The 24591-nt window shown below is 69.2% G+C and carries 29 protein-coding genes, 1 tRNA gene and 1 pseudogene; 16 read left to right on the forward strand and 15 right to left on the reverse strand.

What is annotated here, in order from left to right:
- Window positions 1-128: 128 nt before the first annotated feature.
- A complete protein-coding gene (locus L8951_RS08125; protein ID WP_244382490.1) occupies window positions 129-968 on the forward strand; it encodes a YihY/virulence factor BrkB family protein in 840 nt (279 codons plus the stop codon).
- Between the two features lie 74 nt (window positions 969-1042).
- Here L8951_RS08125 and L8951_RS08130 read toward each other — a convergent pair whose 3' ends face one another.
- The 3 genes from L8951_RS08130 to rplJ all read right to left on the reverse strand — a co-directional run bounded on the left by L8951_RS08130 (window position 1043) and on the right by rplJ (window position 2741).
- Window positions 1043-1585 carry a fasciclin domain-containing protein gene (locus L8951_RS08130; RefSeq protein WP_244382491.1) on the reverse strand — a complete coding sequence of 181 codons (543 nt, stop codon included), beginning with the start codon at window positions 1583-1585 and terminating at the stop codon, window positions 1043-1045.
- A gap of 198 nt (window positions 1586-1783) precedes the next feature.
- On the reverse strand, window positions 1784-2158 hold the full coding sequence (gene rplL, locus L8951_RS08135; RefSeq protein ID WP_244382492.1) for a 50S ribosomal protein L7/L12: 375 nt from the start codon (window positions 2156-2158) through the stop codon (window positions 1784-1786).
- A gap of 76 nt (window positions 2159-2234) precedes the next feature.
- Window positions 2235-2741, reverse strand: coding sequence for a 50S ribosomal protein L10 (gene rplJ, locus L8951_RS08140; RefSeq protein ID WP_244382493.1), 507 nt, complete (start codon window positions 2739-2741; stop codon window positions 2235-2237).
- Window positions 2742-3086: 345 nt separating this feature from the next.
- Between rplJ and L8951_RS08145 the strand changes: the two genes are divergently transcribed.
- On the forward strand, window positions 3087-3350 hold the full coding sequence (locus tag L8951_RS08145; protein WP_244382494.1) for a DksA/TraR family C4-type zinc finger protein: 264 nt from the start codon (window positions 3087-3089) through the stop codon (window positions 3348-3350).
- A gap of 10 nt (window positions 3351-3360) precedes the next feature.
- Here L8951_RS08145 and L8951_RS08150 read toward each other — a convergent pair whose 3' ends face one another.
- Window positions 3361-5016 (reverse strand): FAD-dependent oxidoreductase, encoded by a 1656-nt coding sequence (locus tag L8951_RS08150; RefSeq protein ID WP_244382495.1) that lies wholly within the window; start codon window positions 5014-5016, stop codon window positions 3361-3363.
- Between the two features lie 100 nt (window positions 5017-5116).
- Between L8951_RS08150 and L8951_RS08155 the strand changes: the two genes are divergently transcribed.
- On the forward strand, window positions 5117-7978 hold the full coding sequence (locus L8951_RS08155; protein ID WP_244382496.1) for a M16 family metallopeptidase: 2862 nt from the start codon (window positions 5117-5119) through the stop codon (window positions 7976-7978).
- Window positions 7979-8128: 150 nt separating this feature from the next.
- On the opposite strand, the gene rplA is transcribed toward L8951_RS08155, so the two are convergent.
- The 4 genes from rplA to L8951_RS08175 form a co-directional block, all read right to left on the reverse strand.
- On the reverse strand, window positions 8129-8827 hold the full coding sequence (rplA, locus tag L8951_RS08160) for a 50S ribosomal protein L1 (protein ID WP_244382497.1): 699 nt from the start codon (window positions 8825-8827) through the stop codon (window positions 8129-8131).
- 2 nt (window positions 8828-8829) lie between these two features.
- Window positions 8830-9261, reverse strand: coding sequence for a 50S ribosomal protein L11 (gene rplK, locus L8951_RS08165; RefSeq protein ID WP_244382498.1), 432 nt, complete (start codon window positions 9259-9261; stop codon window positions 8830-8832).
- 175 nt (window positions 9262-9436) lie between these two features.
- Window positions 9437-10396 carry a hypothetical protein gene (locus tag L8951_RS08170; RefSeq protein WP_244382499.1) on the reverse strand — a complete coding sequence of 320 codons (960 nt, stop codon included), beginning with the start codon at window positions 10394-10396 and terminating at the stop codon, window positions 9437-9439.
- Window positions 10397-10626: 230 nt separating this feature from the next.
- Window positions 10627-10782, reverse strand: a complete 156-nt coding sequence (locus tag L8951_RS08175) for a hypothetical protein (RefSeq protein WP_244382500.1) — start codon at window positions 10780-10782, stop codon at window positions 10627-10629.
- A gap of 242 nt (window positions 10783-11024) precedes the next feature.
- Between L8951_RS08175 and L8951_RS08180 the strand changes: the two genes are divergently transcribed.
- The 6 genes from L8951_RS08180 to L8951_RS08205 are packed head-to-tail and all read left to right on the forward strand — an operon-like array spanning window position 11025 to window position 14904.
- The gene (locus L8951_RS08180; RefSeq protein ID WP_244382501.1) at window positions 11025-11507 is read left to right on the forward strand and encodes an arylsulfotransferase family protein; all 483 of its coding nucleotides are present in this window, start codon (window positions 11025-11027) and stop codon (window positions 11505-11507) included.
- Between the two features lie 51 nt (window positions 11508-11558).
- Window positions 11559-12875 carry an arylsulfotransferase family protein gene (locus L8951_RS08185; protein WP_244382502.1) on the forward strand — a complete coding sequence of 439 codons (1317 nt, stop codon included), beginning with the start codon at window positions 11559-11561 and terminating at the stop codon, window positions 12873-12875.
- The gene (locus L8951_RS08190; RefSeq protein ID WP_244382503.1) at window positions 12863-13147 is read left to right on the forward strand and encodes a hypothetical protein; all 285 of its coding nucleotides are present in this window, start codon (window positions 12863-12865) and stop codon (window positions 13145-13147) included. The genes L8951_RS08185 and L8951_RS08190 overlap by 13 nt, the downstream gene beginning before the upstream one ends.
- Window positions 13144-13536: a hypothetical protein gene (locus L8951_RS08195; RefSeq protein ID WP_244382504.1), complete on the forward strand. Its 393-nt coding sequence runs from the start codon at window positions 13144-13146 to the stop codon at window positions 13534-13536. The genes L8951_RS08190 and L8951_RS08195 overlap by 4 nt, the downstream gene beginning before the upstream one ends.
- Window positions 13536-14588, forward strand: coding sequence for a sulfotransferase (locus L8951_RS08200; RefSeq protein ID WP_244382505.1), 1053 nt, complete (start codon window positions 13536-13538; stop codon window positions 14586-14588). The genes L8951_RS08195 and L8951_RS08200 overlap by 1 nt, the downstream gene beginning before the upstream one ends.
- A gap of 55 nt (window positions 14589-14643) precedes the next feature.
- On the forward strand, window positions 14644-14904 hold the full coding sequence (locus L8951_RS08205) for a hypothetical protein (protein ID WP_244382506.1): 261 nt from the start codon (window positions 14644-14646) through the stop codon (window positions 14902-14904).
- Here the strand turns inward: L8951_RS08205 and L8951_RS08210 are convergent.
- Window positions 14901-15233, reverse strand: coding sequence for a hypothetical protein (locus L8951_RS08210; protein ID WP_244382507.1), 333 nt, complete (start codon window positions 15231-15233; stop codon window positions 14901-14903). The genes L8951_RS08205 and L8951_RS08210 overlap by 4 nt on opposite strands.
- Before the next feature lie 253 nt (window positions 15234-15486).
- Here L8951_RS08210 and L8951_RS08215 point away from each other — a divergent pair, with 253 nt between their 5' ends.
- Window positions 15487-16413 (forward strand): hypothetical protein, encoded by a 927-nt coding sequence (locus L8951_RS08215; RefSeq protein ID WP_244382508.1) that lies wholly within the window; start codon window positions 15487-15489, stop codon window positions 16411-16413.
- A 142-nt stretch (window positions 16414-16555) separates the two neighbouring features.
- Window positions 16556-16726, forward strand: a complete 171-nt coding sequence (locus L8951_RS08220) for a hypothetical protein (RefSeq protein WP_244382509.1) — start codon at window positions 16556-16558, stop codon at window positions 16724-16726.
- Between the two features lie 69 nt (window positions 16727-16795).
- Here the strand turns inward: L8951_RS08220 and nusG are convergent, their stop codons facing one another.
- The 5 genes from nusG to L8951_RS08245 all read right to left on the reverse strand — a co-directional run bounded on the left by nusG (window position 16796) and on the right by L8951_RS08245 (window position 21152).
- Window positions 16796-17332: a transcription termination/antitermination protein NusG gene (gene nusG / locus L8951_RS08225; RefSeq protein ID WP_244382510.1), complete on the reverse strand. Its 537-nt coding sequence runs from the start codon at window positions 17330-17332 to the stop codon at window positions 16796-16798.
- A 20-nt stretch (window positions 17333-17352) separates the two neighbouring features.
- Window positions 17353-17550, reverse strand: coding sequence for a preprotein translocase subunit SecE (gene secE / locus L8951_RS08230; protein ID WP_244382511.1), 198 nt, complete (start codon window positions 17548-17550; stop codon window positions 17353-17355).
- Window positions 17551-17688: 138 nt separating this feature from the next.
- Entirely contained in the window at window positions 17689-19206 is a 1518-nt protein-coding gene (locus L8951_RS08235; RefSeq protein ID WP_244382512.1) for an ArnT family glycosyltransferase, read from the reverse strand.
- A 31-nt stretch (window positions 19207-19237) separates the two neighbouring features.
- Window positions 19238-19313: transfer RNA gene (locus L8951_RS08240), tRNA-Trp, on the reverse strand.
- Between the two features lie 45 nt (window positions 19314-19358).
- Window positions 19359-21152 (reverse strand): fatty acyl-AMP ligase, encoded by a 1794-nt coding sequence (locus tag L8951_RS08245; protein WP_244382513.1) that lies wholly within the window; start codon window positions 21150-21152, stop codon window positions 19359-19361.
- Window positions 21153-21273: 121 nt separating this feature from the next.
- Between L8951_RS08245 and L8951_RS08250 the strand changes: the two genes are divergently transcribed.
- The 5 genes and pseudogenes from L8951_RS08250 to L8951_RS11640 form a co-directional block, all read left to right on the forward strand.
- Window positions 21274-21816 carry a regulatory protein RecX gene (locus L8951_RS08250; protein ID WP_244382514.1) on the forward strand — a complete coding sequence of 181 codons (543 nt, stop codon included), beginning with the start codon at window positions 21274-21276 and terminating at the stop codon, window positions 21814-21816.
- Between the two features lie 122 nt (window positions 21817-21938).
- A complete protein-coding gene (locus L8951_RS08255; RefSeq protein WP_244382515.1) occupies window positions 21939-22505 on the forward strand; it encodes a cold-shock protein in 567 nt (188 codons plus the stop codon).
- 104 nt (window positions 22506-22609) lie between these two features.
- Window positions 22610-22969 carry a DUF192 domain-containing protein gene (locus tag L8951_RS08260; RefSeq protein ID WP_244382516.1) on the forward strand — a complete coding sequence of 120 codons (360 nt, stop codon included), beginning with the start codon at window positions 22610-22612 and terminating at the stop codon, window positions 22967-22969.
- 40 nt (window positions 22970-23009) lie between these two features.
- Entirely contained in the window at window positions 23010-23399 is a 390-nt protein-coding gene (locus L8951_RS08265; RefSeq protein WP_244382517.1) for an NADH:ubiquinone oxidoreductase subunit NDUFA12, read from the forward strand.
- 223 nt (window positions 23400-23622) lie between these two features.
- A pseudogene (locus L8951_RS11640) lies at window positions 23623-23793 on the forward strand (DUF2155 domain-containing protein); the annotation flags it as partial.
- Between the two features lie 35 nt (window positions 23794-23828).
- Here the strand turns inward: L8951_RS11640 and aat are convergent.
- Complete coding sequence (gene aat / locus L8951_RS08275; protein ID WP_244383220.1) at window positions 23829-24557, reverse strand: leucyl/phenylalanyl-tRNA--protein transferase; 729 nt, start codon at window positions 24555-24557, stop codon at window positions 23829-23831.
- Window positions 24558-24591 lie beyond the last annotated feature (34 nt).

Raw genomic sequence — 24591 nt, forward strand, 5'->3', positions numbered from 1 at the left:
GGCTCGTCCGGTCGCAAGCGCGCCTTCACCGGGGCGACAGGAAGCCAGCATGCCGCGCCGCATCCATGCTGCCCAGCCCCGGGGCAATCGCGGCGGATAGCACCGTCCCCTTCGCGCGTTGGCGCGCCATGACCCTGATCGATGACCTGCGCACCGCCTGGTCGCGCGCCGCCGATGACGAGCTCTCGCTGGTCGCCGCGGGCGTGGCCTTCTACGCCTTCCTCGGGCTCGTGCCGATGCTGGCGGCGCTGGTACTCGTCTACGGGCTCGTCGCCGATCCCGCCGACGCCGTCGTCCACGCCGCGCGGCTGACCCGGCTGCTGCCCCCCGACGCGGGGCGGATCATCAACGAGCAGATGGGTGAGGTCGCGGCGGGCGGGGGCGGCAGGACGCTGCTCGGGCTGCTCGTCGCGCTCGCGACCACGTTCTACAGCGCGAGCAAGGGGGGCAGGGCGCTGCTGATCGCGCTCAACCTCGTCGAGCGGGTGGAGGAGGATCGCGGGACGATCGGGCAGACGCTCGCCGCGCTGGCGATCACCGCCGCCGCGATCGCCGGGGGGATCCTCGCACTCGCCGCCATCTCGCTGCTCGGGTTCGCCGAGGCGCTGCTGCCCGGCCTGTCGGGGCTGACCTACGTCCTGCTGCGCGGCGGCTTGTGGCTGCTGCTCGGCGCGCTGGCGGTCACGGGGCTGGGGCTGCTCTACGCGCGCGCCCCCAACCACCCGCCCGCGCGGCTGCGCGACACGGTTCCCGGCGCGCTGCTGGCCACGGTGCTGCTGCTCGCCGCCTCGCTCTGCTTCGCGCTCTATGTCGCGCGCTTCGGCAACTACAACGCCACCTATGGCGCGCTCGGCGCGGTGGTCGTGCTCCAGCTGTGGCTCTATCTCTCGGCGTTCGCGGTGCTGCTCGGTGCCGAATACCAGGCGGTGCGGCGCGGGGTCGGCACCGCGCCCGCGCCTGGCGAATGAAAAAGGGGACGAGAAGCCGGGCTTCTCGTCCCCCACGGGGGCGCTGGGGAGCGGCGCCGGAACGACCGGGTCGATCAGGGCATCAGCACACCGTCGATGACGTGGATGGTGCCGTTGGTCGCATCGATGTCGGTGGCGATCACCCCGATCGCATTGCCCTTATAGTCGGACAGGTAGACCTCGCCGCCGTACAGCGCGGCGGTGATCGAGGCGTTGTCGAGCAGGGTGGGGAAGCTCGCGCTGCCGCCATTGGCCTCCAGCGCGGCGACGATGTCGCTGGCCGAATAGTCGCCGGCGACGACATGGTAGGTGAGGATGTTGGTCAGCGTGCCCTTGTTGGCGGGCATCACCAGCTGGTCCACGGTGCCCGCGGGCAGTTCGCCGAAGGCGGCGTCGGTGGGGGCGAAGACGGTCAGCGGGCCGACGCCGGAGAGCGCATCGACCAGCCCCGCCGCCTGCACCGCGGCGACGAGCGTCTCGAAATTCTCGTTGCCCGCGGCGATCTCGACGATGTTCTGGGTGGGCGCCATTTCCTTGTGATGGTCGGCGCTCGCGCCCGCGGGGGCGGCGATCAGCAGCGCAGCGGCGGCGGCGAGGGTCTTGGTGGCAAGCGTCATGGTCAAACTCCATTCACCCCCCCACAGGTGAAACGTCGGATGCCCGGCCCCGCAGCCTTGGTGTGGAAAATGGCGATCGACCCGCGAAATCAAAGGCGGGCTTTGGTCGGCACCGACCTTAAGCGGTAACGGAAAAGGGCGGCGCCTTTCGGCACCGCCCTTTCCTTGTCGCTTCCGAGCAATCGGAAGATCGCGAGCTTACTTGAGCTCGATGGTGCCGCCAGCGGCTTCGATCTTCGACTTGATCTCTTCGGCTTCGGCCTTCGAGGCGCCTTCCTTGAGCGGCTTGGGCGCGCCTTCGACGAGCGCCTTGGCTTCGCCGAGGCCGAGACCGGTGATCGCGCGGACTTCCTTGATGACGTTGATCTTCTTGCCACCGTCGCCGGTGAGGATCACGTCGAACTCGTCCTTTTCTTCAGCGGCGGCTTCGCCACCACCGGCGGCCGGGCCGGCAACGGCAACGGCGGCCGAGGCGCTCACGCCCCACTTGTCTTCGAGCATCTTGGCGAGCTCGGCAGCTTCGAGAACGGTGAGTTCCGAAAGCTGGTCAACAATCTTTTCCAGATCAGCCATTTTATTCACTCCATTTGAGAGGGCGCTTGTGTGTTTGCCGCCCTGTCGATCAGTTGTTTTGAACCAAACCTAAAAGTTAGGCCGCAGCCTTGGCGCTCAGGACGCGGGCGAGCATGCCGCCCGGTTCCTTGGCGATCCGCGCGATCTTGGTCGCCGGGGCCTGGATGAGGCCGACCAGCGTGCCACGCAGTTCGTCGAGCGAGGGCAGTTCGGCCAGTGCCTTGATGCCGTCCACGTCGAGCACGGTGGTGCCCATCGCCCCGCCGAGGATCTCGAACGATTCGTTCTCCTTGGCGAAGTTGACCGCGATCTTCGCGGCCGCGACGGGGTCCGACGACGTTGCCAGCGCGGTCGGGCCCGAAAGCAGGTCCGAGATCGGCTGGTAATCGCTGCCCTCGAGCGCGATCTTGGCAAGGCGGTTCTTCGCGACCTTGAACTGGGCACCGGCGTCGCGCATCTGGTTGCGAAGGTCGGTCGACTGCGAGACCGACAACCCGTTGTTCCGGGTCACGACCACCACACCCGTCTCCGCAAAGACGTTCTTCAGCTCGGCAACCAGATCGGCTTTTTGCGAACGATCCATGCCATACTCCCAATCGTTCCGCGCATTGCACCATTGCGATGCGCGGGTTGCGCCACCGGCGAACCGGCAGTGCGAAAAGTCCGTTGGGGTTGGGATCGACAGGCAGAAAACAGCCGCTGGCTGTCCGCATATGTCTCTCGTCATCCCCGTCTAGGCCGCAGATTAAGGACGTCTCCCGGAGGATCGGTCCAGCAGCTGTCTCGGACAGAGAAAACCGCCCCGAAGGACGGCTTCGCGGGCCTCTCTACGGATTTGTCGCGCCGAGTCAACCGTCTGTGCCGACCGGGGAAAGCGCGGGCGGGCTCGCGCGTTGGCTGCTCGAACGGATGGAAGGGACGACAAGCCATGGCCGGTGGATGGACCCGCGACGGGGCGGTGCAGGAACAGATCGACGATACGGTCAAGGACGCCGTCGCCGCGGCGCGGGCGCGGCTCGCCCGCGGCGAGAGCCTCGAGACCTGCGAGGAATGCGGCGAGGACATCCCGCCTCGCCGGCGCGAGGCGCTGCCGGGCGTGCGCACCTGCGTCGCCTGCCAGTCGAGCCTCGACGCAAACGTCCGCCATGCGACCATCAACCGGCGCGGATCGAAGGACAGCCAGCTGCGCTAGGCGTGCGCGATCAGTCCTCGCGCTGCCCCGGTGGCGCTTCGCCGCGCCGCTCGTGGCAGCGCGCGACATGGCGCCAGATCGCGCTGACCACGACCGAGCCTTCGCCGACCGCGCTCGCCACCCGCTTGACCGAGCCCGCGCGCACGTCGCCGACCGCATAGACGCCGGGGCAGCTCGTCTCGTAGGCCGAGCCCGCGCCCGCCTCCTCCCCGGTGATCACGAACCCCTCGGCATCGAGGTCGACGAGCCCCGACAGCCAGCCGGTGTTGGGGGCGGCGCCGATCATGATGAACAGCCCCCCGCACGGCTCGCGACGCTCGTCCCCCTCGTGGCGCACCGTGACCGCCTCGAGCCGGCGCTCGCCATGCAGCGCGCTGACCTCGCTGGCGAGGTGGATCTCGATCGCCGGGTCGGCCTCGAGCCGCTCGCGCAAATAGCTCGACATCGTCTCGGCGAGGGCCTCCTCGCGCACGATCAGCTTCACGCAGTCGGCGTGGCGCGCGAGGAACATCGCCGCCTGCCCCGCGCTGTTGCCGCCGCCGACGACGAGCACGGGCTGGCCGGCGCAGAAGCGCGCCTCCATCTCGGTCGCGGCATAATAGACGCCCTTGCCCTCGAGCGCGCGCAGCCGCGGCAGCGGGAGGCGGCGATATTGCACCCCGGTGGCGACCAGCACGGCAGGGGCACAGATCTCCTCGTCATCCTCCTCGAGCCGGGCGCAGAAGCGCTCGTCCTCGGTGCGCGCGACCGCCGCCACCCGCCGCGGCATGACGAAGCGGGTACCGAACTTCATCGCCTGCACCTGCCCGCGAAAGGCGAGGTCGGCGCCCGAGATGCCCGTTGGAAACCCCATGTAGTTCTCGATCCGGCTCGAGCTGCCCGCCTGCCCGCCGATCGCGCTGTCCTCGACGACGAGCGCGTCGAGCCCCTCGGCGCCGGCATAGACCGCGGCCGCCACCCCGGCGGGCCCGCCGCCGACGATCAGCAGGTCGACCTCGGCGCGCTCGCACACGTTGAGGTCGAGCCCGAGCAGCCGCGCCACCGCGCGCGGGGTGGGATCATCGAGGATCATCCCTTCGGCGAAGATCACCGCGGGGGCGTGATCGGCGAGCTGGCACAGGTGGATGCCCTCGCCCTCGGGATCGTCGAGGTCGAAGCTTTCATAGGGGATGCGGTTGCGATCGAGGAACCGCCCGACCGCCTGGATGCGGGCGTCGCGGTCGGCGCCGATGAGCTTGATCGAGGAGCGATGGTCCTCGAACAGCTGGCGCCGCCGCGCGGCGAAGACGCCGATGACATGGTCGGCGAGCCGGGGGCGGCGGGCCATCAGCTCGAGCATCGCCGCGCGCGGGGCCTCGAGCGTGCGGGTGGGGCGCGCGGCGCGCAGCGGCACGGTATGCGCGCCGGCGTTGAGGAAGGCGAGTTCGCCCGCGAACTGGGTCGGGCCGAGGCTGCTCTCGATCATCCGCTGCTGGGTATAGGGGTCGACCAGCTCGATCTCGCCCGTCAGCACGTAGACGAAGCGATCCATCGGGTCGCCCACCTCGGCAACCGTCTCGCCCGCCGCATAGTCGCGCAGCTCGGCGATGGCGGCGATCGCGTCGACCTCCTCGCGCTCGAGCGGCTGGCGCTTCATCTCCTCGAGGTCGGCGCCGATGCTCTCCATTGGGCAAGTCCATCCGTCGTTGGTCGAAAAAAAGGGTGACCTCGTGGCGCGCAGCGGCAATGCTCGGCGCGCAAACTGTTCAATCGTGGGGGGTAAAGTGATGTTCCGTGCCAAGTTCCTGGCCGGCGCCGCGGCGATGGCGCTGGCGTTGCCGCTCGCAGGCGCGCCCGCGCCCGCGCAGGCCCAAGACGCCGGCACCGGCGACAGCGCCAGCGCCGCCGCCGCGCTCAGCGTGCCGCCGATCGCCTTCGAGCGCTGGACGCTCGACAATGGCCTTACCGTCATCGCCATCGAGGACGACACCACGCCCGACGTCTATGTCTCGATGTGGTATGACGTCGGCTCCAAGCACGATCCGGCGGGGCGCGGCGGGTTCGCGCACCTGTTCGAACATATCCTGTCGCGCAAGACCGAGAACATCACCTTCTCCTCGATCGCCAAATATGTCGACGACGTCGGCGGCAGCCGCAACGCCTCGACCTGGCTCGACCGCACCAACTATTACGAGACCGTGCCCGCCGCGCACCTCGAACCGATCCTGTGGACCCATGCCGAGCGCATGGCGCGCCCGGTGATCGACGAGGACGTGTTCAAGGCCGAGCGCGACATCGTGCAGGAGGAATATCGCCAGCGCTACGCCTCGCCGCCCTACGGCCGCCAGCTGCTCGCGCTGAACGAGAACCTCTATTCGGCCTCGCCCTATCGGCGCCCGACGATCGGCAATATCGAGGAACTGCAGTCGGCCACGCTCGAGGACGCGCGCGCCTTCTTCGAGGCCTATTACGGCCCCGATACCGCAACCCTCATCGTCGCCGGCAATTTCGACGAGGCCGAGCTGCGGGCGCAGGTCGAGAAATATTTCAGCGACATCCCGCGCCGCGCCAACCCGGTGAGCCTCGAGATCGAGACGCTGCCGCAGCCGCTCACCGAGAGCCGCACCGTCACCGTGACCGCGCCCAACGTGCCGCTGCCCAAGGTCGCCTATGCCTGGCAGCTGCCCCCGACCAGGAGCCGCGACATGGCGGCGGTCGACCTCATCACCACCATCCTGTCGGGGGGCGACAACAACCGCCTCGACCCCGCGCTCGTGCGCACCGGGCTCGCCGTCGGCGCCGGCACCTTCGCCAACGACCTCGAGGAGGGCGGCTTCATGGTCGTCGACGCGACCGCCGCGAGCGGGACCGATCCCGACAGGCTCGCCCAAGCGCTCGACGCGGTGCTCGCCCGCTTCATCGCCGAAGGCCCGACCGAGGCCGAGATGACCGAGGCCCGCAACACCATCCTGTCGAACCGCCTGCGCGGGCGCGAGACCGCGACCGGGCGCGCCAACGAGATCGGCGAGGCGCTGGTGCGCTCGGGCGAGCCCGACCAGGCCAACAAGCGGCTCGAGCAGGTGCTGTCGACGAGCGCCGCCGACGTCCAGCGCGTGGCGCGCGAGATCATGCGCCCCGATGCGCGCATCGAACTGCGCTACGTCAAGGGCGACGGCGACAATGACGTCTGGGCCAACCCGGCCCCGGGGCCGGTGCTCAAGACCCCGCCGCCCGCCACCCAGCCGCTGCGGCAGGTCAAGGCCGAGGGCGAGCGCATGCCCTGGCCGACCCCGGCCGCCGACGTCGAGGTGCCGGTGACGCAGCTCGAACGCGCGCGCCTGTCCAACGGTATCGAGGTGCTCGCGGGGCAGACCAGCGAGGTGCCGGTCGGCACCCTGATCATCGCCTTCGAGGGCGGGGCACTGGTCGACCCCGCGGCCAAGGCGGGGCGCGCGGCGCTCGCCGCCTCGCTCGCCGAGAAGGGCACCGCGACCCGCAGCGAGGAAGAGATCGCCGCGCGGCTCGAGGCCCTGGGCGCGCAGGTCGGGGCGTCCTCGGCCGCCGACGGCAGCTACCTCTTCGTCCTCGCCCCGGTCGCCAATCTCGAGGCCGCGGCGATGATCGCCGCCGACCTCGTCAAGAACGCGACCTATCCGCAGGCGGTGTTCGAGCGCGAACGCAAGCGCGCGCTCGACGGGCTGCGCGTGGCGATGAACAATCCGGCGGGGCTCGGCGGCATGCTGGTCGCGCCGCTGATTTTCGGCGCCGGCTCGCCCTATGCTGTGCCCACCAGCGGCACCGTGGGCAGCCTCGAGGCGATGCGCCGCGAGGACCTGGTCGCCTATCGCGAGGCCTATTGGCGGCCCGAGAATGCCACCATCATCGCCTCGGGCGGGTTGAGCGCCGAGCGCGCCACCGCGATCGCCGAGGCGGCGTTCGGCGACTGGAGCGTCGAGGGGCCGGGCGGCGAGATCGTCACCGAGGTCGCCACCGAGATGCAGCCGCGGCGCACGCTCGTCGTCGACATGCCCGGCGTCGGGCAGGCGGCGGTGTTCGCGGTCGCGCGGGGGGTGACCGCCAGCGACCCGCGCCTCGATGCGATGCAGCTGGTCAACGCCGAGCTCGGCGGGTCGGGTACCGCGCGCCTGTTCGACGAGGTGCGCAACAAGCGCGCGCTGTCCTACGGCGCCTATAGCGGCATCTCGACCTACACCCACGACGGGCTCATCACCGCGCGCTCGCAGACCAAGAACGAGAGCGCGGCCGAGGTCGCCAAGCTGCTCGTCGAGGAAATGGATAAGGTCGGCGAGGGCCACTACACCGAAGAAGTGCTCGAACCGCGCCGCGCCTTGCTCGCGGGGCGTGCCGACCGTTCGCTCCAGACCAGCCTCGGCTTTGCCGCCACGGTCGCGACCGCGGTGGGCGAGGGGGTCGAGCCCGAGCGCGCATTGTCCTACGGCAATCGCGTGCGCGTCGTGCCCGCCGAGCGGGCCGGCGCGATGTACGGCGCCTTCCTCGAACCCGAGCGCGTCTCGGTGGTGATCGTCGGCGATGCCTCGGCCTTCATCGACGAGCTGCGCGAATGGCGCCCCGACGTCGAGGTCGTCGCGGCCGGGGAGGTCGATCTCGACACGATGCTCGCCCGGTAGGGCGCGGCATCACCGCCCGATCGAAGAGGGGCCGGGGAGCTGCACGCTTCCCGGCCCCTTTTTCGCGCCCGTCATCCCGCGCGAGGGCAAAGAAAAAGCCGGCGGGTTGCCCCGCCGGCCCTTCCGTGTTCGAGCGTTGGTGAAGGTCGCTTAGGCGCCTTCGACCTCGCTGGTGTCGATGCGCACGCCGCGACCCATGGTCGAGGAAAGCGCGACCTTTTGGACATACTTGCCCTTGGCGCCCGACGGCTTGGCCTTGACGATGGCGCTGACGAAGGCGTCGAAATTGGCCTTGAGGTCGGCGTCGGCGAAGCTCGCCTTGCCGATGCCGGCGTGAATGATGCCCGACTTCTCGGCGCGATACTGGACTTCACCGGCCTTGGCGTTCTTGACCGCTTCGGCGGGGTTCGGCGTGACCGTACCCAGCTTGGGGTTGGGCATCAGCCCCTTGGGGCCGAGCACCTTGCCGAGGCGACCGACGACCCCCATCATGTCCGGCGTGGCGATCACGCGGTCATAATCGAGGTTGCCGTTCTGCATGTCTTCCATGAGGTCCTCGGCGCCGACGACATCAGCGCCCGCGGCCTTGGCCTCGTCGGCCTTGTCGCCCTTGGCGAACACCGCGACCTTGACGTCCTTGCCGGTGCCGTTGGGCATGGCGACGACGCCGCGGACCATCTGGTCGGCGTGGCGCGGGTCGACCCCGAGGTTCATCGCGATCTCGACGGTCTCGTCGAACTTGGCGGTGGCCAGTTCCTTGACCAGCTTGATCGCCTCATCGACGCCGTAGAGCTTTTCCGAATCGACCTTGTCGGCGAACGCCTTCTGCTTCTTGGTGAGCTTGGCCATGATTAACCCTCCACCACTTCGAGGCCCATGGCGCGCGCCGAGCCTTCGATGATCTTCGTGGCGGCCTCGATGTCATTGGCATTGAGGTCGGCCATCTTGGTTTCCGCGATCTTGGCAACGTCGCTGCGCTTGATCGTGCCGGCGCTGTCGCTGCCCGGCGCGCTCGAGCCCTTCTTGAGCTTGGCGGCGCGCTTCAGCAGGAAGCTGGCGGGCGGGGTCTTCATGGTGAACGAGAAGCTGCGATCCGCATAGACCGTGATGGTCGTCGGGATCGGCATGTTCTTTTCCATGTCCTGCGTGGCGGCGTTGAAGGCCTTGCAGAATTCCATGATGTTGACACCACGCTGACCGAGCGCGGGGCCGATCGGCGGGGAGGGGTTGGCGACGCCCGCGGGCACCTGGAGCTTGATATAGCCCGAAATCTTCTTCGCCATGGCAAAGAATTCCTTTCACACTGTCGAGACCGCCTCGCAGCGGCTCTCATGTTAAGCGGTACGAACGGCCGGCCCGACGGGCACGGCCTCCCGCGCGAAGTATCTCGATCCGGGGATGGAGATGGGCGCGCGCCTAGCAGCAAGCGCCCGCCCGATCAAGCCCCGCGGCGGTCCGCTAGAGCCGCGTGCGCGCGGCCAGCGCGACCTGCCCGTAGGCATAGCCCTCGCCGAGGATCGTCGGCACCTCGCTGTAGAGCGCCTGCGCCTCGAGGCTGACGCGCCCGGACGCGGGGCTGGTGACCCGCGCCTCGATAAGGCGGCTGCCGCGCCAGTCGCTCCCGCGCTCCTTCTGCGCGCCCCAACCGCCCGCCAGCCGGTAGCGCCACCCCGCGGCAAAGCGCTGGACCTGCACCACCGGGAGCAGCTGGAGATAGTCGCCGGGGGCATAATAGTCATATTCGCGCGGCACGCTGTCGCGGAAATAGCGCCCGCGCAGCTGCAGGCTCACCCCCGCGTCGGGGGCGATCGCGTAGATCGCGTTGGCGCGCGCGTGGAGGCGGCGGTTGTCGCCGCTGAAGTCGAGCGCCGCGCCGACGAGCGTGAGCTGCGCGCGCGCCCCCAGCGGCACGTCGAGCGACGCCCCCGCGAGCGTGCTCGACAGCCCGAGCGCGAGCCCCTGCGGGGTCTCGACGATCTCGCGCTCGACGAAGAATTCCTTGCGCAGCGGTACCGCGTGGACCAGCGCGGCGGTGCCCAGCAGCCGCTCGCCGTCGGTGCCCACCAGGCTGTCGATCTGCCACTCGGGGGCGACCGGGCGGACGAGGCGCAGATAGGCGCGCGTCGCGGTCTCGGGGGTGCCGCCCGCCGGCGCGAAGCGGGCGCGTTCGAGCCGCACCCCGAGCGCCTCCTCGCGGCCGACCCGTGCGAGGTCGAAGTCGATCCCCAGCTTGGTGACCTCGGTGCCGTCGGCATCGCTCGAGGCGAACAGGCTGGCGCCGATCGCGGGACGCGGCGCGTCCGCGCTGGCGCCGGCGTCCCCGCTCGCGCTGGCGCTGGCGCTGGCGCTGGCGTGGGCGCTGTCGGGGGCGAGCGCGAGCGCGAACAGCGCGGCGGTGGCGACGAGGCGCACGGTCACTAGCGGGTTCCCCATTTCTTGCGCAGCCCGAGCAGTTCGGCGACATACCCCCACACGCACACCGGCTGCACGACGATGCGGGGCGGGTGGTTCACGAGTGGGAGGTCGATTTCTACAAGCATTTTCCCGACGCCCGCGACTTCGTGCCCAAGAAGCGCTTCCCCGCCGCGCACCGAGAATTACCACCTGCAGGGGGTCGAGGCCTTTCCCGACGGCTCGCTGCTCTTCAACTACAGCCATTTCGCGGCGGTCAAGCTCGATGCCTGCTCGAACGTCGAGTGGCGCGTGAAGGCGCCGCTGCACCACCAGGTCACCGCCAATCCCGACGGCACCTTCTGGGTGCCGAGCCATCGCGAACTGGCCGACACCCCCGAAAAATGGATCACCTTTCCCTACGACCGCGCCAGCCTCGAGGCGATCACCAAGGATGCCAAGCGCTATCACGACACGGCGGTGCTGCTCTCCCCCGAGGGCGAGATCCTGCACGAGGTGTCGATCCTCGAGGCGGTGGTCGAGGACGGGCCCGAGCAGGCCTTCTACGAGGCCGCGCGCTACGATCCGACCGACCTCACGCACCTCAACGATGTCGAGGTGGTCACCCCGGCGCTGGCCGCGCGGATCGAGGGGGGTGGAGGCGGGCGACCTGCTGGTCTCGCTGCGCGACTTCCACATGCTGGCGATCATCGACCCCGACAGCAACGCGCTCAAATGGTATCGCAGCGGCCCTTGGGTGCGGCAGCACGATCCCGACATCGCCCCCGACGGCACGATCACGCTGTTCAACAACCGCTCGGGGTTCCGCGGCCAGAGCCAGCTGTTGCGCTACGACCCCGCGCGCGACGCGGTCGAGCTGCTCTACCCGCACGACCCCGACACGCCGTTCTTCTCGGACATCATGGGCACCCAGCAGGTGCTGCCCAACGGCAACGTGCTCCTGACCGAGAGCACCGGGGGGCGGATCATCGAGATCACCCCCGCGGGCGAGGTGGTGTGGGACTATCGCGCCGCCTTCGACGAGGAGGATGCCGCGCTGCTGACCGAGGCGGTGCGGCTGGCGCCCGACTTCTTCGAGCCGGGCGCGCTCGCCTGCGCGCCGTCGCGGCGAGGATGATTACCGCCGCCTTTACCATTTTTTCACCGCTCGGCCGGCACAGCGTGGGGCATGAGTGAACGAGGTTTCAGGGACCGGCTGCCGATCTATCTGCTGGCGGCGGCGGGGCTCGCGCTGGCGGGGATGTACGGGGCGGTCGGGGGCTGGCCCTTCCCCCAGCTCGTCGCGCAGGCCAGGACCAGCTACGAGATCGGCCAGACCGTGCTGGGCTCGCGCCGCCCCGAACTGTTCGCGCGCGAATATGACGGCGAGGGGCTGGTCGCCCACGATCCGGCGCGCAGCGCCGGGGGGCTGACGCTCGTCACCGGGACCTTCCGCGAGGGGCAGGCGGTCCGCCTGCTCGATGCGGAGGGGCGCATCGTCCACCAGTGGGAGGTCGATTTCTTCGAGCATTTCCCCGACGCGCGCGAGTTCGTGCGCGACAAGCGCTACCCCGCGAGCCACGCCAACTACTACCTCCAAGGCGTCCACCCCTTTGCCGACGGCTCGGTGATGCTCAACTACAGCCATCTCGCCGCGATCAAGCTCGATGTCTGTTCGCAGCCCGTCTGGCGGGTCCGGGCGCCGCTCCACCACAGCATCTCGCAAAATGCGGACGGCAGCTTCTGGGTGCCCTCGCACCGCGAACTCGACGCCACCCCCGAGGCGTGGATCCACCCCCCGCATACGCGGCAGGGACTCGAGGCGCGGACCCGTGACACCCACCGCTATCACGACACCGTGGTGCGCGTGTCGCCCGAGGGCGAGATCCTCGCCGAGGTGTCGGTCCTCGAGGCGGTCATCAAGGGCGGACCCGAGCACGAATATTTCGATTCGATGGCGCGCAACCCGACCGATCTCACGCATCTCAACGATGCCGTGGAGGTCACCCCCGCGCTCGCCGCCAAGATCGACGGGGTCGAGGCGGGCGACCTGCTCGTCTCGCTGCGCGATTACCATACCCTCGCGATCATCGATCCCGAGGACAATGCGCTGCGCTGGTACAAGACCGGGCCGTGGTTGCGCCAGCACGATCCCGACATCACCCCCGAGGGCAACATCACGCTGTTCAACAACCGCACGCGCTACCTCGGGCAGAGCCAGCTGATGGAATATGACCCGGCCACCGACGCGGCCCGCGTCCTCTATCCGCGCGCGCCCGAGGACCGCTTCTATTCGTGGATCATGGGCACCCAGCAGGCGCTCCCCAACGGCAATTTCCTGCTCACCGAAAGCGCCGCCGGACGGGTCATCGAGGTGACCCGCGCGGGCGAGGTGGTATGGGATTATCGCATGCCTTATGATGACGCCGATGCGGCGATGATCACCGAGGCGATCCGGCTGCCGACCGATTTTTACGATACGGAGATACCGCAATGTCCGAGATGACCCAGAAGCTCACCGCCCCGCTCGCCGGCCTCGCGCTGGTCGGCGCGCTCGTGCCCACCCCCGCGCTCGCCTATGTCGGCGCCGGTGCGGGGCTGTCGGCGATCGGCTCGGTGCTGAGCTTCCTCGGCGTCCTGCTCCTCATGATCGTCGGGTTCGTTTGGTACCCGGTCAAGCGGCTCATGAAGAAGCGCCGCGGCAAGGCCGCCGACGAAGCCCCCGCGACTAGCGCGACCCCCGCGACCCCCGCGACCACCGCCCAGCCCGAGGAATGATCGCGCTGCTGGCGACCTACTGCGCCGCCGTCGCTCTCTTCGCCATCGCCTTCACCCGGCTCGGCATCATCGCCACCGTGCCCGCGCTGATGCGCGAGATGCGCACCGCCTTCGCGGTCATCGGCGACAAGGCGCTCGACGACGAGGCCAAGGAAGCCGCGGTGCGCCAGACCTCGATCGCGCTCCTCGGCAAGGCGCTGAAGCTCGCGCTGGGCCTCGCCGCCGTCCTCGCCGCCGCCGCCATCCCCGCGCTCCTCGCCGAGGCCGCCGGCTGGAGCAGCATGGCCGCCTTCATCGCCTTCTCGCTCGATCCGATCGTCCTCCTCGCCACCATCGGCGTCTTTGTCGCGCTGGGCTGGCTCCTCAAGCGCCGCCGGGCCAGCGCCTGATGGCGATCGAGGATTATGGCTGGGCCGACCGCATAGTCCACCGCCTCGCCTTCGGCTCCCCGATCCCGCAGGACCTGCTGCTCGACATCGAGCAGAAGAAGCACGGGCGGGCGATCGCCGCGCAGCCGCTGACCGCCCCCATCTTCGTCACCGCGCTCGCCCGCGCCGGCACCACGCTGATCCTCGAGATCCTCGCGCGCCACCCGCGGCTCGCCAGCCACACGCATCGCGACATGCCCTTCGTCCTCACCCCCATCCTGTGGCGCGAGCTCACCTGGCGCTTCGCGGTCGCGCAGGAGAAGAAGGAGCGCAGCCACAAGGACGGCCTCCTCGTCAACGTCGACAGCCCCGAGGCGTTCGAGGAAATCCTGTGGAAGCGCGAATTCCCCGATCATTACCGCGCCGACGGCATCACCCCCTGGGGCCCGCTGCCCGAAGCCTTCACCGCCAAGCTCAGCCGCCACATGAAGGCGCTCGTCCTCGCCCGCGGCGGCGGCCCCGAGCAGCGCTATTTGTCCAAGAACAACGCCAATATCGCGCGCCTCCCGGGGCTCGCACAGGCCTTCCCCGACGCCCGCTTCCTCGTCCCGCTGCGCCACCCCGTCGACCATGCGCGCAGTTTCCTGCGCCAGCACCGGCTCGGCCTCGACAGCCATGCCGAGAGCGACTTCGCCCGCCGCTACGCCGCCGATACCGGGCACCACGAATTCGGCCTCGTCCACAAGCCCATCCTGTTCGACGGCTTCGACGGGCAGGGCGATGCCACCCGTCTCGACTATTGGCTGCGCTACTGGATCGCCGCCTATCGCGCGGTCGAAGCCGCCCCGCGCGCCGAGCTGATCGACATGCAGCGCTTCACCGCCGCGAAGAAGGCCGCCCAGCTGTTCGCGCACCTCGGCCTCCCCCTCGCGCCCGAGGCCGTCGCCGAGGCCGAGGCGATGATCCGCCCGATCAAGGCCTATGATGGAACCATCGACGCCGACCCCGCGCTCGTCGCCGCTGCCGAGGCGCTCTACGAGCGCCTGCGCGCCGACCCCCGTTGCGTCCTCTGACACGGCCCGCCGCGCCCCGCCTTGCCAAATAGGATTTGCGCTGATCCAATCGAGCATGAAGCCCGATCCTACAGCGCGCCCCCAATCGCCCCGCCGCCGGCCCCACCGTCCCGCCGACCTCGCCGCCTTTCTCGAGGCGCTCGCGCTGACCGGCAATTTCGCGCTCGCCGCCCGCGCCATCGGCCGCACCAAGGGCGGGCTCTACAAGCGCCGCGCCCGCGACCCCGCCTTCGCCGCCGCCTGCGCGGCTGCCTTGGCCAAATTCCATTCCTCTCCCCACCGGGGGAGAGGAGTGCGAAGCTTGCAAACAGGCTAGCGCAGCTTGGAGCCGGGAAGAGTGAAGGGCAGGGGCCCCCAACCCTCCGCTACCTCCCCGCCCGGGGCACCCGCCGCGCCCAGCTGCGCCGCAGCCCGCCCGGCAGTCTCACCCCGCCGCGCGAGGCTGACTTCCTCACCGCCCTCGCCGCCACCGGCAACGTCCGCCTCGCCGCCGACAGCATCGGCATCGCGCCCAGCAGCATCCACCGCCGCCGCAAGGTCGACCCCGCCTTCGCCGCCCGCTTCGATGAGGCGCAGGAGCGCGCCGAGGCGGTGGTGGAGGACCTGATGGTCGAACGCTTCTTCCTCAATTTCGATGTCGCGCATCGGGTGGAGATGACGGGAACGCGCGAGCTGGATGAAGCGCAGAAACTCACCACGGGGCAGGCGCTGCAGTTCCTCTATCGGATGGATCGCAAGGGGTGAGGGGGCGCGCCGAATGTCCCCTCACGACCCCATTGCGGTCGTGGAAGGTCGCGGGTTTTGCATTGCAGGCAACGATGCCAGCCGCCGTACCATTTGCATGGATCTACAATATATGTTTCTTGTTTGATGATATCGTCATGTAGGGGGGAAGTCGATGAAGCCTAATGTCATCTTGCCCGCGTTCGTGCTGTCACTCACTGCCTGTTCGACAGAGCCACTCCTGGGGGAGCAACCCGCGAACCTCCTCGAACTGGAAGTGCAGGGGCTTTCCTTTGTAGGCCCTGATACGATCAAGTCCGGTTGGACCACCATCCGCGTCAACAACACGGGCGGGATGACCCATCATGCGCTCGTCTATCGACTTCCTGACGGTATCACCGCGGAGATGGTCGACGAGCAGATCGTGGAACCCATTCAAAGAATCCTCACGGCAGCAATTGGTGGCGACACCGAAAAAGCTGCCGAGATCGCGGCAACGATTCCGGCGTGGGTTGGCGACCTCGTGTGGATGGGCGGACCTGGCATGATGTCGGATGGGGTCACCGGCGAGGCGACGATGTATCTCGAGCCCGGCAACTACATTCTAGAGTGCTACGTCAAGACCGACGGGGTTCAACACAATTATAACCCCGAGCCGGGGGAGTTCGGCATGATGCTTCCTCTGACCGTGGTGGCTGAAGATGGCGGGATGGCCGAACCCGACGCCAACGTGACCCTGACCCTCACGAATAGCGGCTACGAAATCACGGATGGTGCTTTCCGGGCCGGCGACAATGACGTCAGGGTCAAATTTGAGGAACAACGCCTCTATAACAACTTCGTCGGTCACGACGCCCATGTCTTCCGGATAGACGACGATACCGATGTGGATGCGGCGGTGCGCTGGCCCGACTTCTTTCCGACCGAGGGACAGCAGACACCCGCGCCTGCCCGCTTCGTAGGAGGCATTCATGATATGCCGCAGGGCGCGACGGGCTATTTCAAGCTGGACCTCGAACCTGGCGAATATGGCATTACAGCCGAGATCCCCGACGCTGCGAAAAATGGTTTCTTCAAAAGGTTCAGCGTGGACACGGACTGAGCGTCCTTAGCTTCCCCCGCCCTGCGGGCACCACGAACGCGCCCAAAGGCATCTCGCCCCTCTTCTTGGAAGGCGGAAAAGCGCCTAGAGCATTGAAGATAAAGGTGTTTTTTGCTATCCGTGCGCCGAGAGGAGGAAGCGTATGAGGCAAGCGGACCGGATCTATTATCTCAAGCGCGCGGAGCAGGAGTGCGAATTGGCGCAAAGCACGCATTCACCTGCCGCCGAGCGCGCGCATCGCGAAATGGCCCGATATTACACCGCTCGGGCGCTGCACGGCGAACGGGAGGCGATGACGTCCTCGCAAGACTGACCGCCGGGGCGCCGGCGTGAAAAAAGGACCGCCGAAGCGGTCCTTTTCTCATTCGCGGCCGCGCGGGGCCTACTTGACCAGTTCGACCTGGTCGAATTCGAGCTCGACCGGGGTCGCGCGGCCGAAGATCGAGACCGACACCTTGACCATGCCGCGCTCGAAGTTGAGCTCCTCGACGATGCCGTTGAAGCTCGCGAACGGCCCGTCGAGCACCTTGACGTTGTCGCCGATCTCGTAATCGACGCTGATCTTTTGCTTGGGCGCGTCAGCGGTCTCGTCCTTGGTGTCGAGCATGCGGTTGGCCTGCGCGTCGGGGATCGGCTGCGGCTTGCCGTTGTTGCCGAGGAAGCCGGTGACCTTGGGGGTGTTCTTGACGAGGTGAAAGACGTCGTCGGTCATGGTCAGCTTGGCGAGGACATAGCCGGGCATGAACTTGCGCTCGGACTGGACCTTCTTGCCGCGCTTGATCTCGGTGACCGTCTCGGTCGGCACCTCGACGCGCTCGACCGCTTCCTCGAGCCCGAGCCGCTTGGCCTCGGACAGGACGGCTTCCTTCACCTTGTTCTCGAAGCCCGAATAGGCGTGGATGATGTACCAGCGGGACATGGAAAAGACTTTCTGATCGATCAGCCGATGAGGCCGATGAGGAAATTGACGATGGCGCGGAACGCGCTGTCGATACCGAGGAAGAAGAAGGCGAGGATCGCGGTCATGATCAGCACCATGATCGCGGTCTGGATGGTCTCCTTGCGGGTCGGCCAGACGACCTTGCGCGCTTCGGCGCGGACCTGCGAGATAAATTCGGCGGGGCTCGGCTTGGCCACGGCATGATCCTTCTGTTCAACGGCTTTCGGGTAGGGCTCTTCCCCCGCCGCCGGTCTCTTCCGGTGCGGGGAACGCTTACCACCCATGTCGCATGGGTAGGCGATGTAGCGCCCCCGCGCGCGAAATTCAAGCGACGATCAGCGCGCGGGTCGCGGGGCGCCGGGGGGCACCAGGTCGGGGCGCAGCGCAAGCCGCACGCCGCGATGCGCCGCCACCTCGACATAGTCGGCGAAGATGCCCTCGATCATCGCGAGCTCAGCCTCGGGGCAGTTCTCGCCGATAATGAAGACCTCGGGCGCGCGCGCGTGGATCGCGCGGATATGCGTCTCGGGGTCGAGCCCGGGCAGGTAGCCGTAGACGTGGATGCTCCAGAAGGGATAGCGGGTCGGCGCCTCGAGCCCCAGCGTCAGGTAATAGATCGGCTGCGCGCAGGTGACATAGCCGCTGGCCCCCGGGGGGACATGCTCCGCGAACAGCCGCGTCGCGCTGCGTTCGCGGTCGAGTTCGGGCAGCCCGCCCGCCGCCAGCGTGCGCGCGACGCCGATCCCGCGCTGCGCCTGCCCGAGCGCCACGAACAGCCCGGGCAGGGTGGCGAGGAGGAGGAGGAGGCTGAGCCGCGCGCGCCGCGCCGCCGGGCTCGCCGCGAGCCCCTCGAGGACGATCAGGAACAGCCCCGGCAGCAGCAGGTGGAAATAATGCGCGAACACCCGCCCCGAGACGAGCGCCATCGTCACCGCCGCCGCGAGGTAGAGCAATCCGAGCAGCCCCAGCCCGCCGCGCGCGGCGCGCTCGCCGGGCGCGCCTTGCGCGCCGCGCGCGGCGAGCCCGAGCAGCAGCGCGACCAGCATCAGCGGCGCCAGTTCGAGCGCTACCGGGCGCAGCACCGTGCCCCAGTCGGCGAGCGCGATATTGCCCTGGTAGCGCGACAGGAAGGCGACCTGCTGCGCGACATAGCCCTCGAGCGTGCCCGCGAGCAGCAGCGGCACGAGCAGCAGCAGCGCGACCGCGATGGCCACCAGCCCCGAGGCGAGCAGCCAGCCGACATGCTTGCGCGGGGCGGGCAGGAGCGCGCCGAGGTAGAGCGCCGCGAGCAGCGGGCCGGCGAGATAGTTGACCTGCACCGCGATCCCCGCGGCCAGCCCCGACAGCAGCGCGGCGGGGGCGAAGCGCGCGGCGCCGCGCGACCAGCCGAGGAAGGCGGCGAGCCACAGCATCAGCCAGCCGTTGAGGAGGATCTCGGTGTTGGAGGAATAGCCCTCGAGCCCGAACGAGGCGAAGGCCCAGCCGAGCCCGACGAGCAGCGCCGCGCGCGGCGGCAGCGCGAAGACGCGGCGCGCGATCCACCACAGCGTCAGCGCCGAGCCGAGCGCGGCCAGCGTGGCGAGCCAGCGGATCGCCGACGGGTCCTCGCCCCCCAGCCCCATCGCCGCGGCATAGTGCAGGTAGAGCGCGATCGGCTTGTGGTCGAAGGCGCCCGCGAAGGGCCATTGCCCCGCGAGCAGGTCGCGCGCGACCAGCATGTAGGCCGATTCATCGACGCTGAGGACGGCGATCGGGTGGAGCGGCAGCCGCAGCGCGAGCACGACCAGCGCAATCAGCGCGGCGGCGCCCCAGCGGGCGCGGCGCGGCGCCTCGGTCGCGGTAATGGCGGTCATGCGCTGCTTCCCCCCGAACGCGCCGGCGGCCTGGCAGGGGCAGCAGGATTCGAACCCGCGACCCTCGGTTTTGGAGACCGATGCTCTACCAACTGAGCTATACCCCTAGGCCAACGCCGGGTTACCCCCCCACCCTCGATTGTTCAAGCCCCTTAGGCGGCAATATCGACCGGCTGGATTTCGCCCGACAGGTAGAGGTTGCGCGCCTTGGTGCGGCTGAGCTTGCCCGACGAGGTGCGGGGCAGGCTGCGTGGGGGCACCAATTCGACGATCGGCGAGATGCCGGTGATCGAGCGCACGCGCTCCTTGATCTCGTCGCGCAGGCGGCCGCGCTCGGACAGGTCGGAGACGCGGCAGTGGACCAGCACCGCGGGCAGTTCCTCGCCCGTCTCGGTGGTCAGCGCGAAGGCGGCGATGTCGCCCGACTTGAAGCCGGGCAGCTGCTCGACCGCCCATTCGATGTCCTGCGGCCAGTGGTTGCGCCCGTTGATGATGATCATGTCCTTGGCGCGGCCGACGATGAAGATATAGCCGTTCGACAGATAGCCCATGTCGCCGGTGTCGAGCCAGCCGTCCTCACCGAGGCAGGCGGCGGTGCTCTCGGGATCGCGGAAATAGCCGGTCATCACCGACCCGCCGCGCACGAGGACGCGCCCAACCTGGCGGTCGCCGAGCAGGCGGTCGTCGTGATCGCGGATCTCGATCTCCATGCCCTCGACCGCCTTGCCGCAGTTGACGATGGCGCGGTAGCGCTGGGGGCGGTCCTCGCCGCCCGGCGCGGGCGCCCCGCCGGCGAGCTTCTCTTCCTCCACCAGCTCGAGCTTGATGCCCTCGCCGGGGGGCATCAGGCTGACCGCCAGCGTGGCTTCGGCGAGCCCGTAGCTGGGGCAGAAGCTCTTGGGGTCGAAGCCCGCCGAGGCATAGGCATCGACGAAGCTCTGCATCACGTCGGGGCGGATCATGTCGGCGCCGTTGCCCGCGATCCGCCAACGCGACAGGTCGAAGCGATCCTCGGCCTTGGTCTTGGACGAGATGCGGCGCGCGCAGATGTCGTAGCCGAAGGTGGGCGAATAGGAGAGGGCGGTGCCGGGGTTGCGGCTTATCAGGTCGAGCCAGGTCAGCGGCCGCCGCGCGAAGTCCTCGGTCTTCATATAGTCGACCGAAATCTGGTTGGCCATCGGCGAGAGCATGCAGCCGACCAGCCCCATGTCGTGATACCACGGCAGCCAGCTGACGCAGCGGTCGGTGTCGATGTCGCCGACCTTGAGGCCGAGCCCGTGGGCGCGAAGGTTGTCGAGCAGCTGGCGATGGGTGACCGCGACCCCGTGGGGGAAGCGGGTCGAGCCCGAGCTGTACTGGAGATAGGCGATCGCGTCGGGATCGGCGCTCGGCAGCGCGGCGTCGCCGACGGGCAGCTCGAGGAGCGATTCCCAGCTCCGGTGCGGGATCGCCTTGAGGTCGCCGGCGGGGGTGCAGAAGGTGGCCATGTCCTCGGGGTAGAGGAAGAGCTGCGGATCCGAGCTCGTCAGCATCACCTTGAGCTGTTCGGTATAGGCATCGCGCCCGCCGAAGCTGGTCGGCAGCGGCAGCGGCACCGGCCACAGCCCGGCATAGACCGCGCCGAAGAAGCAGGCGGCGAAATGCGGGTTGGTCTCGGCGACCAGCGCGACGCGATCGCCGGGCTGGAGGCCGAGCGAGACGAAGCGCTGCGCGTGGGCGAGCGCATCCACCTGCAACTGGCTGTAGGGCAGCACCGAGACGAGCCGCCCGCGCGCGTCGTGGAAGTTCATGCCGCGGCGACCGCGCGCGGCATAGTCGAGGGCATCGCCGAGCGTGGCGAAATCGGCGATCCGGCGGGGCAAGGCATCGCGCGTCGGGGTGGTCCCTTCGGGCGCGAGCGCGTCGTCCTGGTCGAGGTTCGTCAAATCGAGCACCCTGTTTCCCATCTGAATAAGGTTGTTCCGAGCTCGCTCCGGCGCCCTCCACGACGCCGTGCGCTTGGTTGTCGCAGCGTCAATGCTGCGCGACTATGGCACAATCAAGGCGGAATGTGACAGGGTATCGCCGATGAAACGCCCCCGCCCTCCGCTCGAGTCGGCGCAGATCGAGGCGCTCGCGCTGCGCTACGTCGAGCGCTTCGCGACGACCCGCGCCAAACTCGGCGCCTATCTCGCGCGCAAGGTGCGCGAGCGCGGCTGGGCGGGCGAGCCGGCGGCGAGCGAGGCGATCGCCGCGCTGGTCGAGCGCTTCGCCGAGCGCGGCTATGTCGATGACCGGAGCTTCGCCGAGGCCAAGGCGCGCGACCTCACGCTGCGCGGTTATGGCGCGCGCCGCCTCGATCAGGCGCTCTACGGCGCCGGGGTGGGCGAGGGCGATGCGGACGGCGCGCGCGCGATCGCGCGCGCCGGCGCGGTCGAGGCCGCGCTCAAGTTCGCGGCGCGGCGGCGGCTTGGCCCTTTTGCGCAGGCGGCGATCGAGGACCCGCGCCAGCGCCAGCGCGCGCTCGCCGCATTCCAGCGCGCGGGGCACGGCTTCCGGCTCGCCGCCGCGATCCTCGACCTTGCGCCGGGGACCGACCCCGACCCCGAGGCGCTGGAGGAGGAGAGCTGACCGGGGCCACCGCGCGCGGGCCCGAGGGTGGCGCGCGGGCAGAAAGACGGGCATGTCGGTTTCCCGACACAACGCGTTGTGGTATGAGCGTTCACACCGGGGGTTCGGAGAAGAGTGCAGTCATGTTCCAGCAGTCCAAACCCGAAATGAGCGCGCTGACCGAAGGCGAACGGGAAGACAGCGCGATCGAGGTGTCGGGCCGGGTCAAGTGGTTCGATGCCACGCGCGGTTTCGGGTTCGTGGTCTCCGAGGCGATCGACGGCGACATCCTCGTCCATTTCTCGACGCTCGAGCCGCACGACCGACGCTCGCTGCCCGAAGGGGCCACGGTCGAACTGCTCGCGGTCCGGCAGGAGCGCGGCTGGCAGGCGCGCGAGATTCTCGCCATCGACCTGTCGACCGCCTTGCCCCAGGAGCCGCGCTCGTCCATTTCTACCGCCGAACGCGCGGACCGCGATGCCCTGCTCGAGGGTGCCGGTCCCTATGAAGCGGTGGAGGTCAAATGGTTCAATCGCGTCAAGGGCTACGGGTTCGTCAACCGGCAGGGAACGAGCGAGCCCGACATCTTCGTGCATATGGAGACGGTGCGCGCGGGGCACCTGCTCGACCTCGAGCCGGGGGACGAGCTGGAGGCGCGGATTGCGCAAGGGCGCAAGGGGCTGACCGCGGTCGCCTTGCGCGCCGCCTGAGCCTTTTCCTCGCGCTGTTCGCGGCCGCCCCGCTGGCGGCGTGCCAGCCCTCGCAGCCCGCCCCCAGCCTCGCCCCCTCGGGGCTGGTCGAGGTGCCGCTCACCGTGGTCACCGCAGCCGGCGACGAGCATGGCTTCACGGTCGAACTGGCCGAGACCCCCGAAGCGCAGCGCCAAGGGCTGATGTATCGCGACTCGCTCGCCCCCGACCGGGGCATGCTGTTCGTCTACGATACCCCCGCCACCCAGAGCTTCTGGATGCGCAACACCTATATCCCGCTCGACATCATCTTCGTGCGCGCCGACGGGACCATCGCGCGGATCGCCGAGAATACCGTGCCGCTATCGGAAACCCCGATCGGCAGCCTCGAGCCGGTGACGATGGTGCTCGAGATCGCGGGCGGGCGCGCGGCCGAACTGGGCATCGCGCCGGGCGACCGCGTCCGCGTCGAGGGGGGCGCTTGATGCTTGCATGGACGCGGGTGCGGCTTTAAGCGGCGGGCACATGGGACTTCTCGGCAAGATCTTCACCTGGTGGAACGGCGCGAGCGTCGGCACCGACCTGTTCACCCGCCGCCACGGGCAGGCGGTCGGCACCGATCATCTCGGCAACGTCTATTACCGCCACAAGCGCGATCCCCGGCGGCGCTGGGTGATCTACGAGGGGTCGAACGATTCGAGCCGGGTGCCGCCGGGCTGGAACGCCTGGCTGCGCGGGACGATCGACGAGGTCCCCGAGCAGGCGCTGCCCCCGCGCCGCCCCTTCGAGAAGGACCCGAGCCCCAACCTCACCGGCACGGTGGGGGCCTATCGCCCGAGCGGCACGCTCGGGCGCCCCGGCACCCGCCCCGCCGCCACCGGCGATTACGAGGCCTGGTCCCCTGAGCAGGACTGACCGCGCCGCCGCTTGCCTCGCCCCCGCGGTGCTGGCGCTGGCGCTGGGCGCCTGCGACCGCGAGCCGCCCACCACCGGGGAGGGCGAGGAAGAGGCGCTGGTGGTCGAGCAGTCGGGCGAGGTCGTCGACAATAGCGGGCTCCCCGGGGTCACCCCGATGGCCGAGCGGGTCGCCGTGCTCGGCTTCCTCAACAAGCGCAACGGGCTGACCCGCGATCTCGAAATGCGCCCGGGGCAGGAAGTCCGGATCGGCGATGCGCTAGTGCGGCTGCGCGCGTGCGAGACGACCGCGCCGTGGGAGGACGAGCGCTGGACCGGCGCCTTCGTCCAGCTCGACGTCGAGAGCCGCCGCACGAGGCGGATGGAGCGGGTCTTCTCGGGGTGGCTGTTCAAGGAAAGCCCCTCGCTCAACGTCGTCGAGCACCAGGTCTATGACGTCTGGCCCAAGAGCTGCACGATGGCCTTTCCCGACGGGCCCGAGCCGCCGCCGGGGGTCCGCTCGAGCAGTTCGTCGAGCGCCTCGAATCGCGGCGCCGCGCCGGCGCCCGCGCCAGCCGAGGCAGGCGAGGAAGGCGCAGCGGGGGGCGCGTCCCCCGACCCGCTGGCCCCGCTGCCCGGCGACAGCGCCTCCGACAGCATCTGAAGGTAACGCTCGCGCGGCACCGCGACCGCGCCCAGCCGCTCGAGATGGTCGGTCATGAACTGGCAGTCGAGCAGCGAGAAACCGCCCACGCGCAGCCGCGCCACCAGCCACGCCAGCGCGACCTTCGAGGCATCGGTCATGGTGCTGAACATCGACTCGCCGAAGAAGGCGCCCCCCAGCGCGATGCCATAGAGCCCGCCGACGAGCCGGCCCTCGTGCCAGGTCTCGATCGAATGCGCGTGCCCGGTCGCGTGCAGCCCGATCACCGCGCGCGCGATGGTCGGGTTGATCCAGGTCTCGTCGCGGTTGGCGCAGCCCGCGAGCACCGCTTCGAACGCGGTGTCACGGGTCACCGTAAAGCGTCCCGAGCGCAGCCGACGGGCGAGGCTGCGCGAGAGGTGGAAGCCGTCGAGCGGGATCACCGCGCGCTGGCGCGGTTCCACCCAGAAGATGTCGGGCGCGTCGGCGCTGTCGGCCATCGGGAAGATGCCCGCCGCATAGCCGCGCAGCAGCATCCGGGGATCGAGGATCTCGCTCACCGGGCGATCA

This window comes from Sphingomicrobium astaxanthinifaciens (assembly GCF_022865105.1).
Lineage (GTDB): Bacteria > Pseudomonadota > Alphaproteobacteria > Sphingomonadales > Sphingomonadaceae > Sphingomicrobium > Sphingomicrobium astaxanthinifaciens.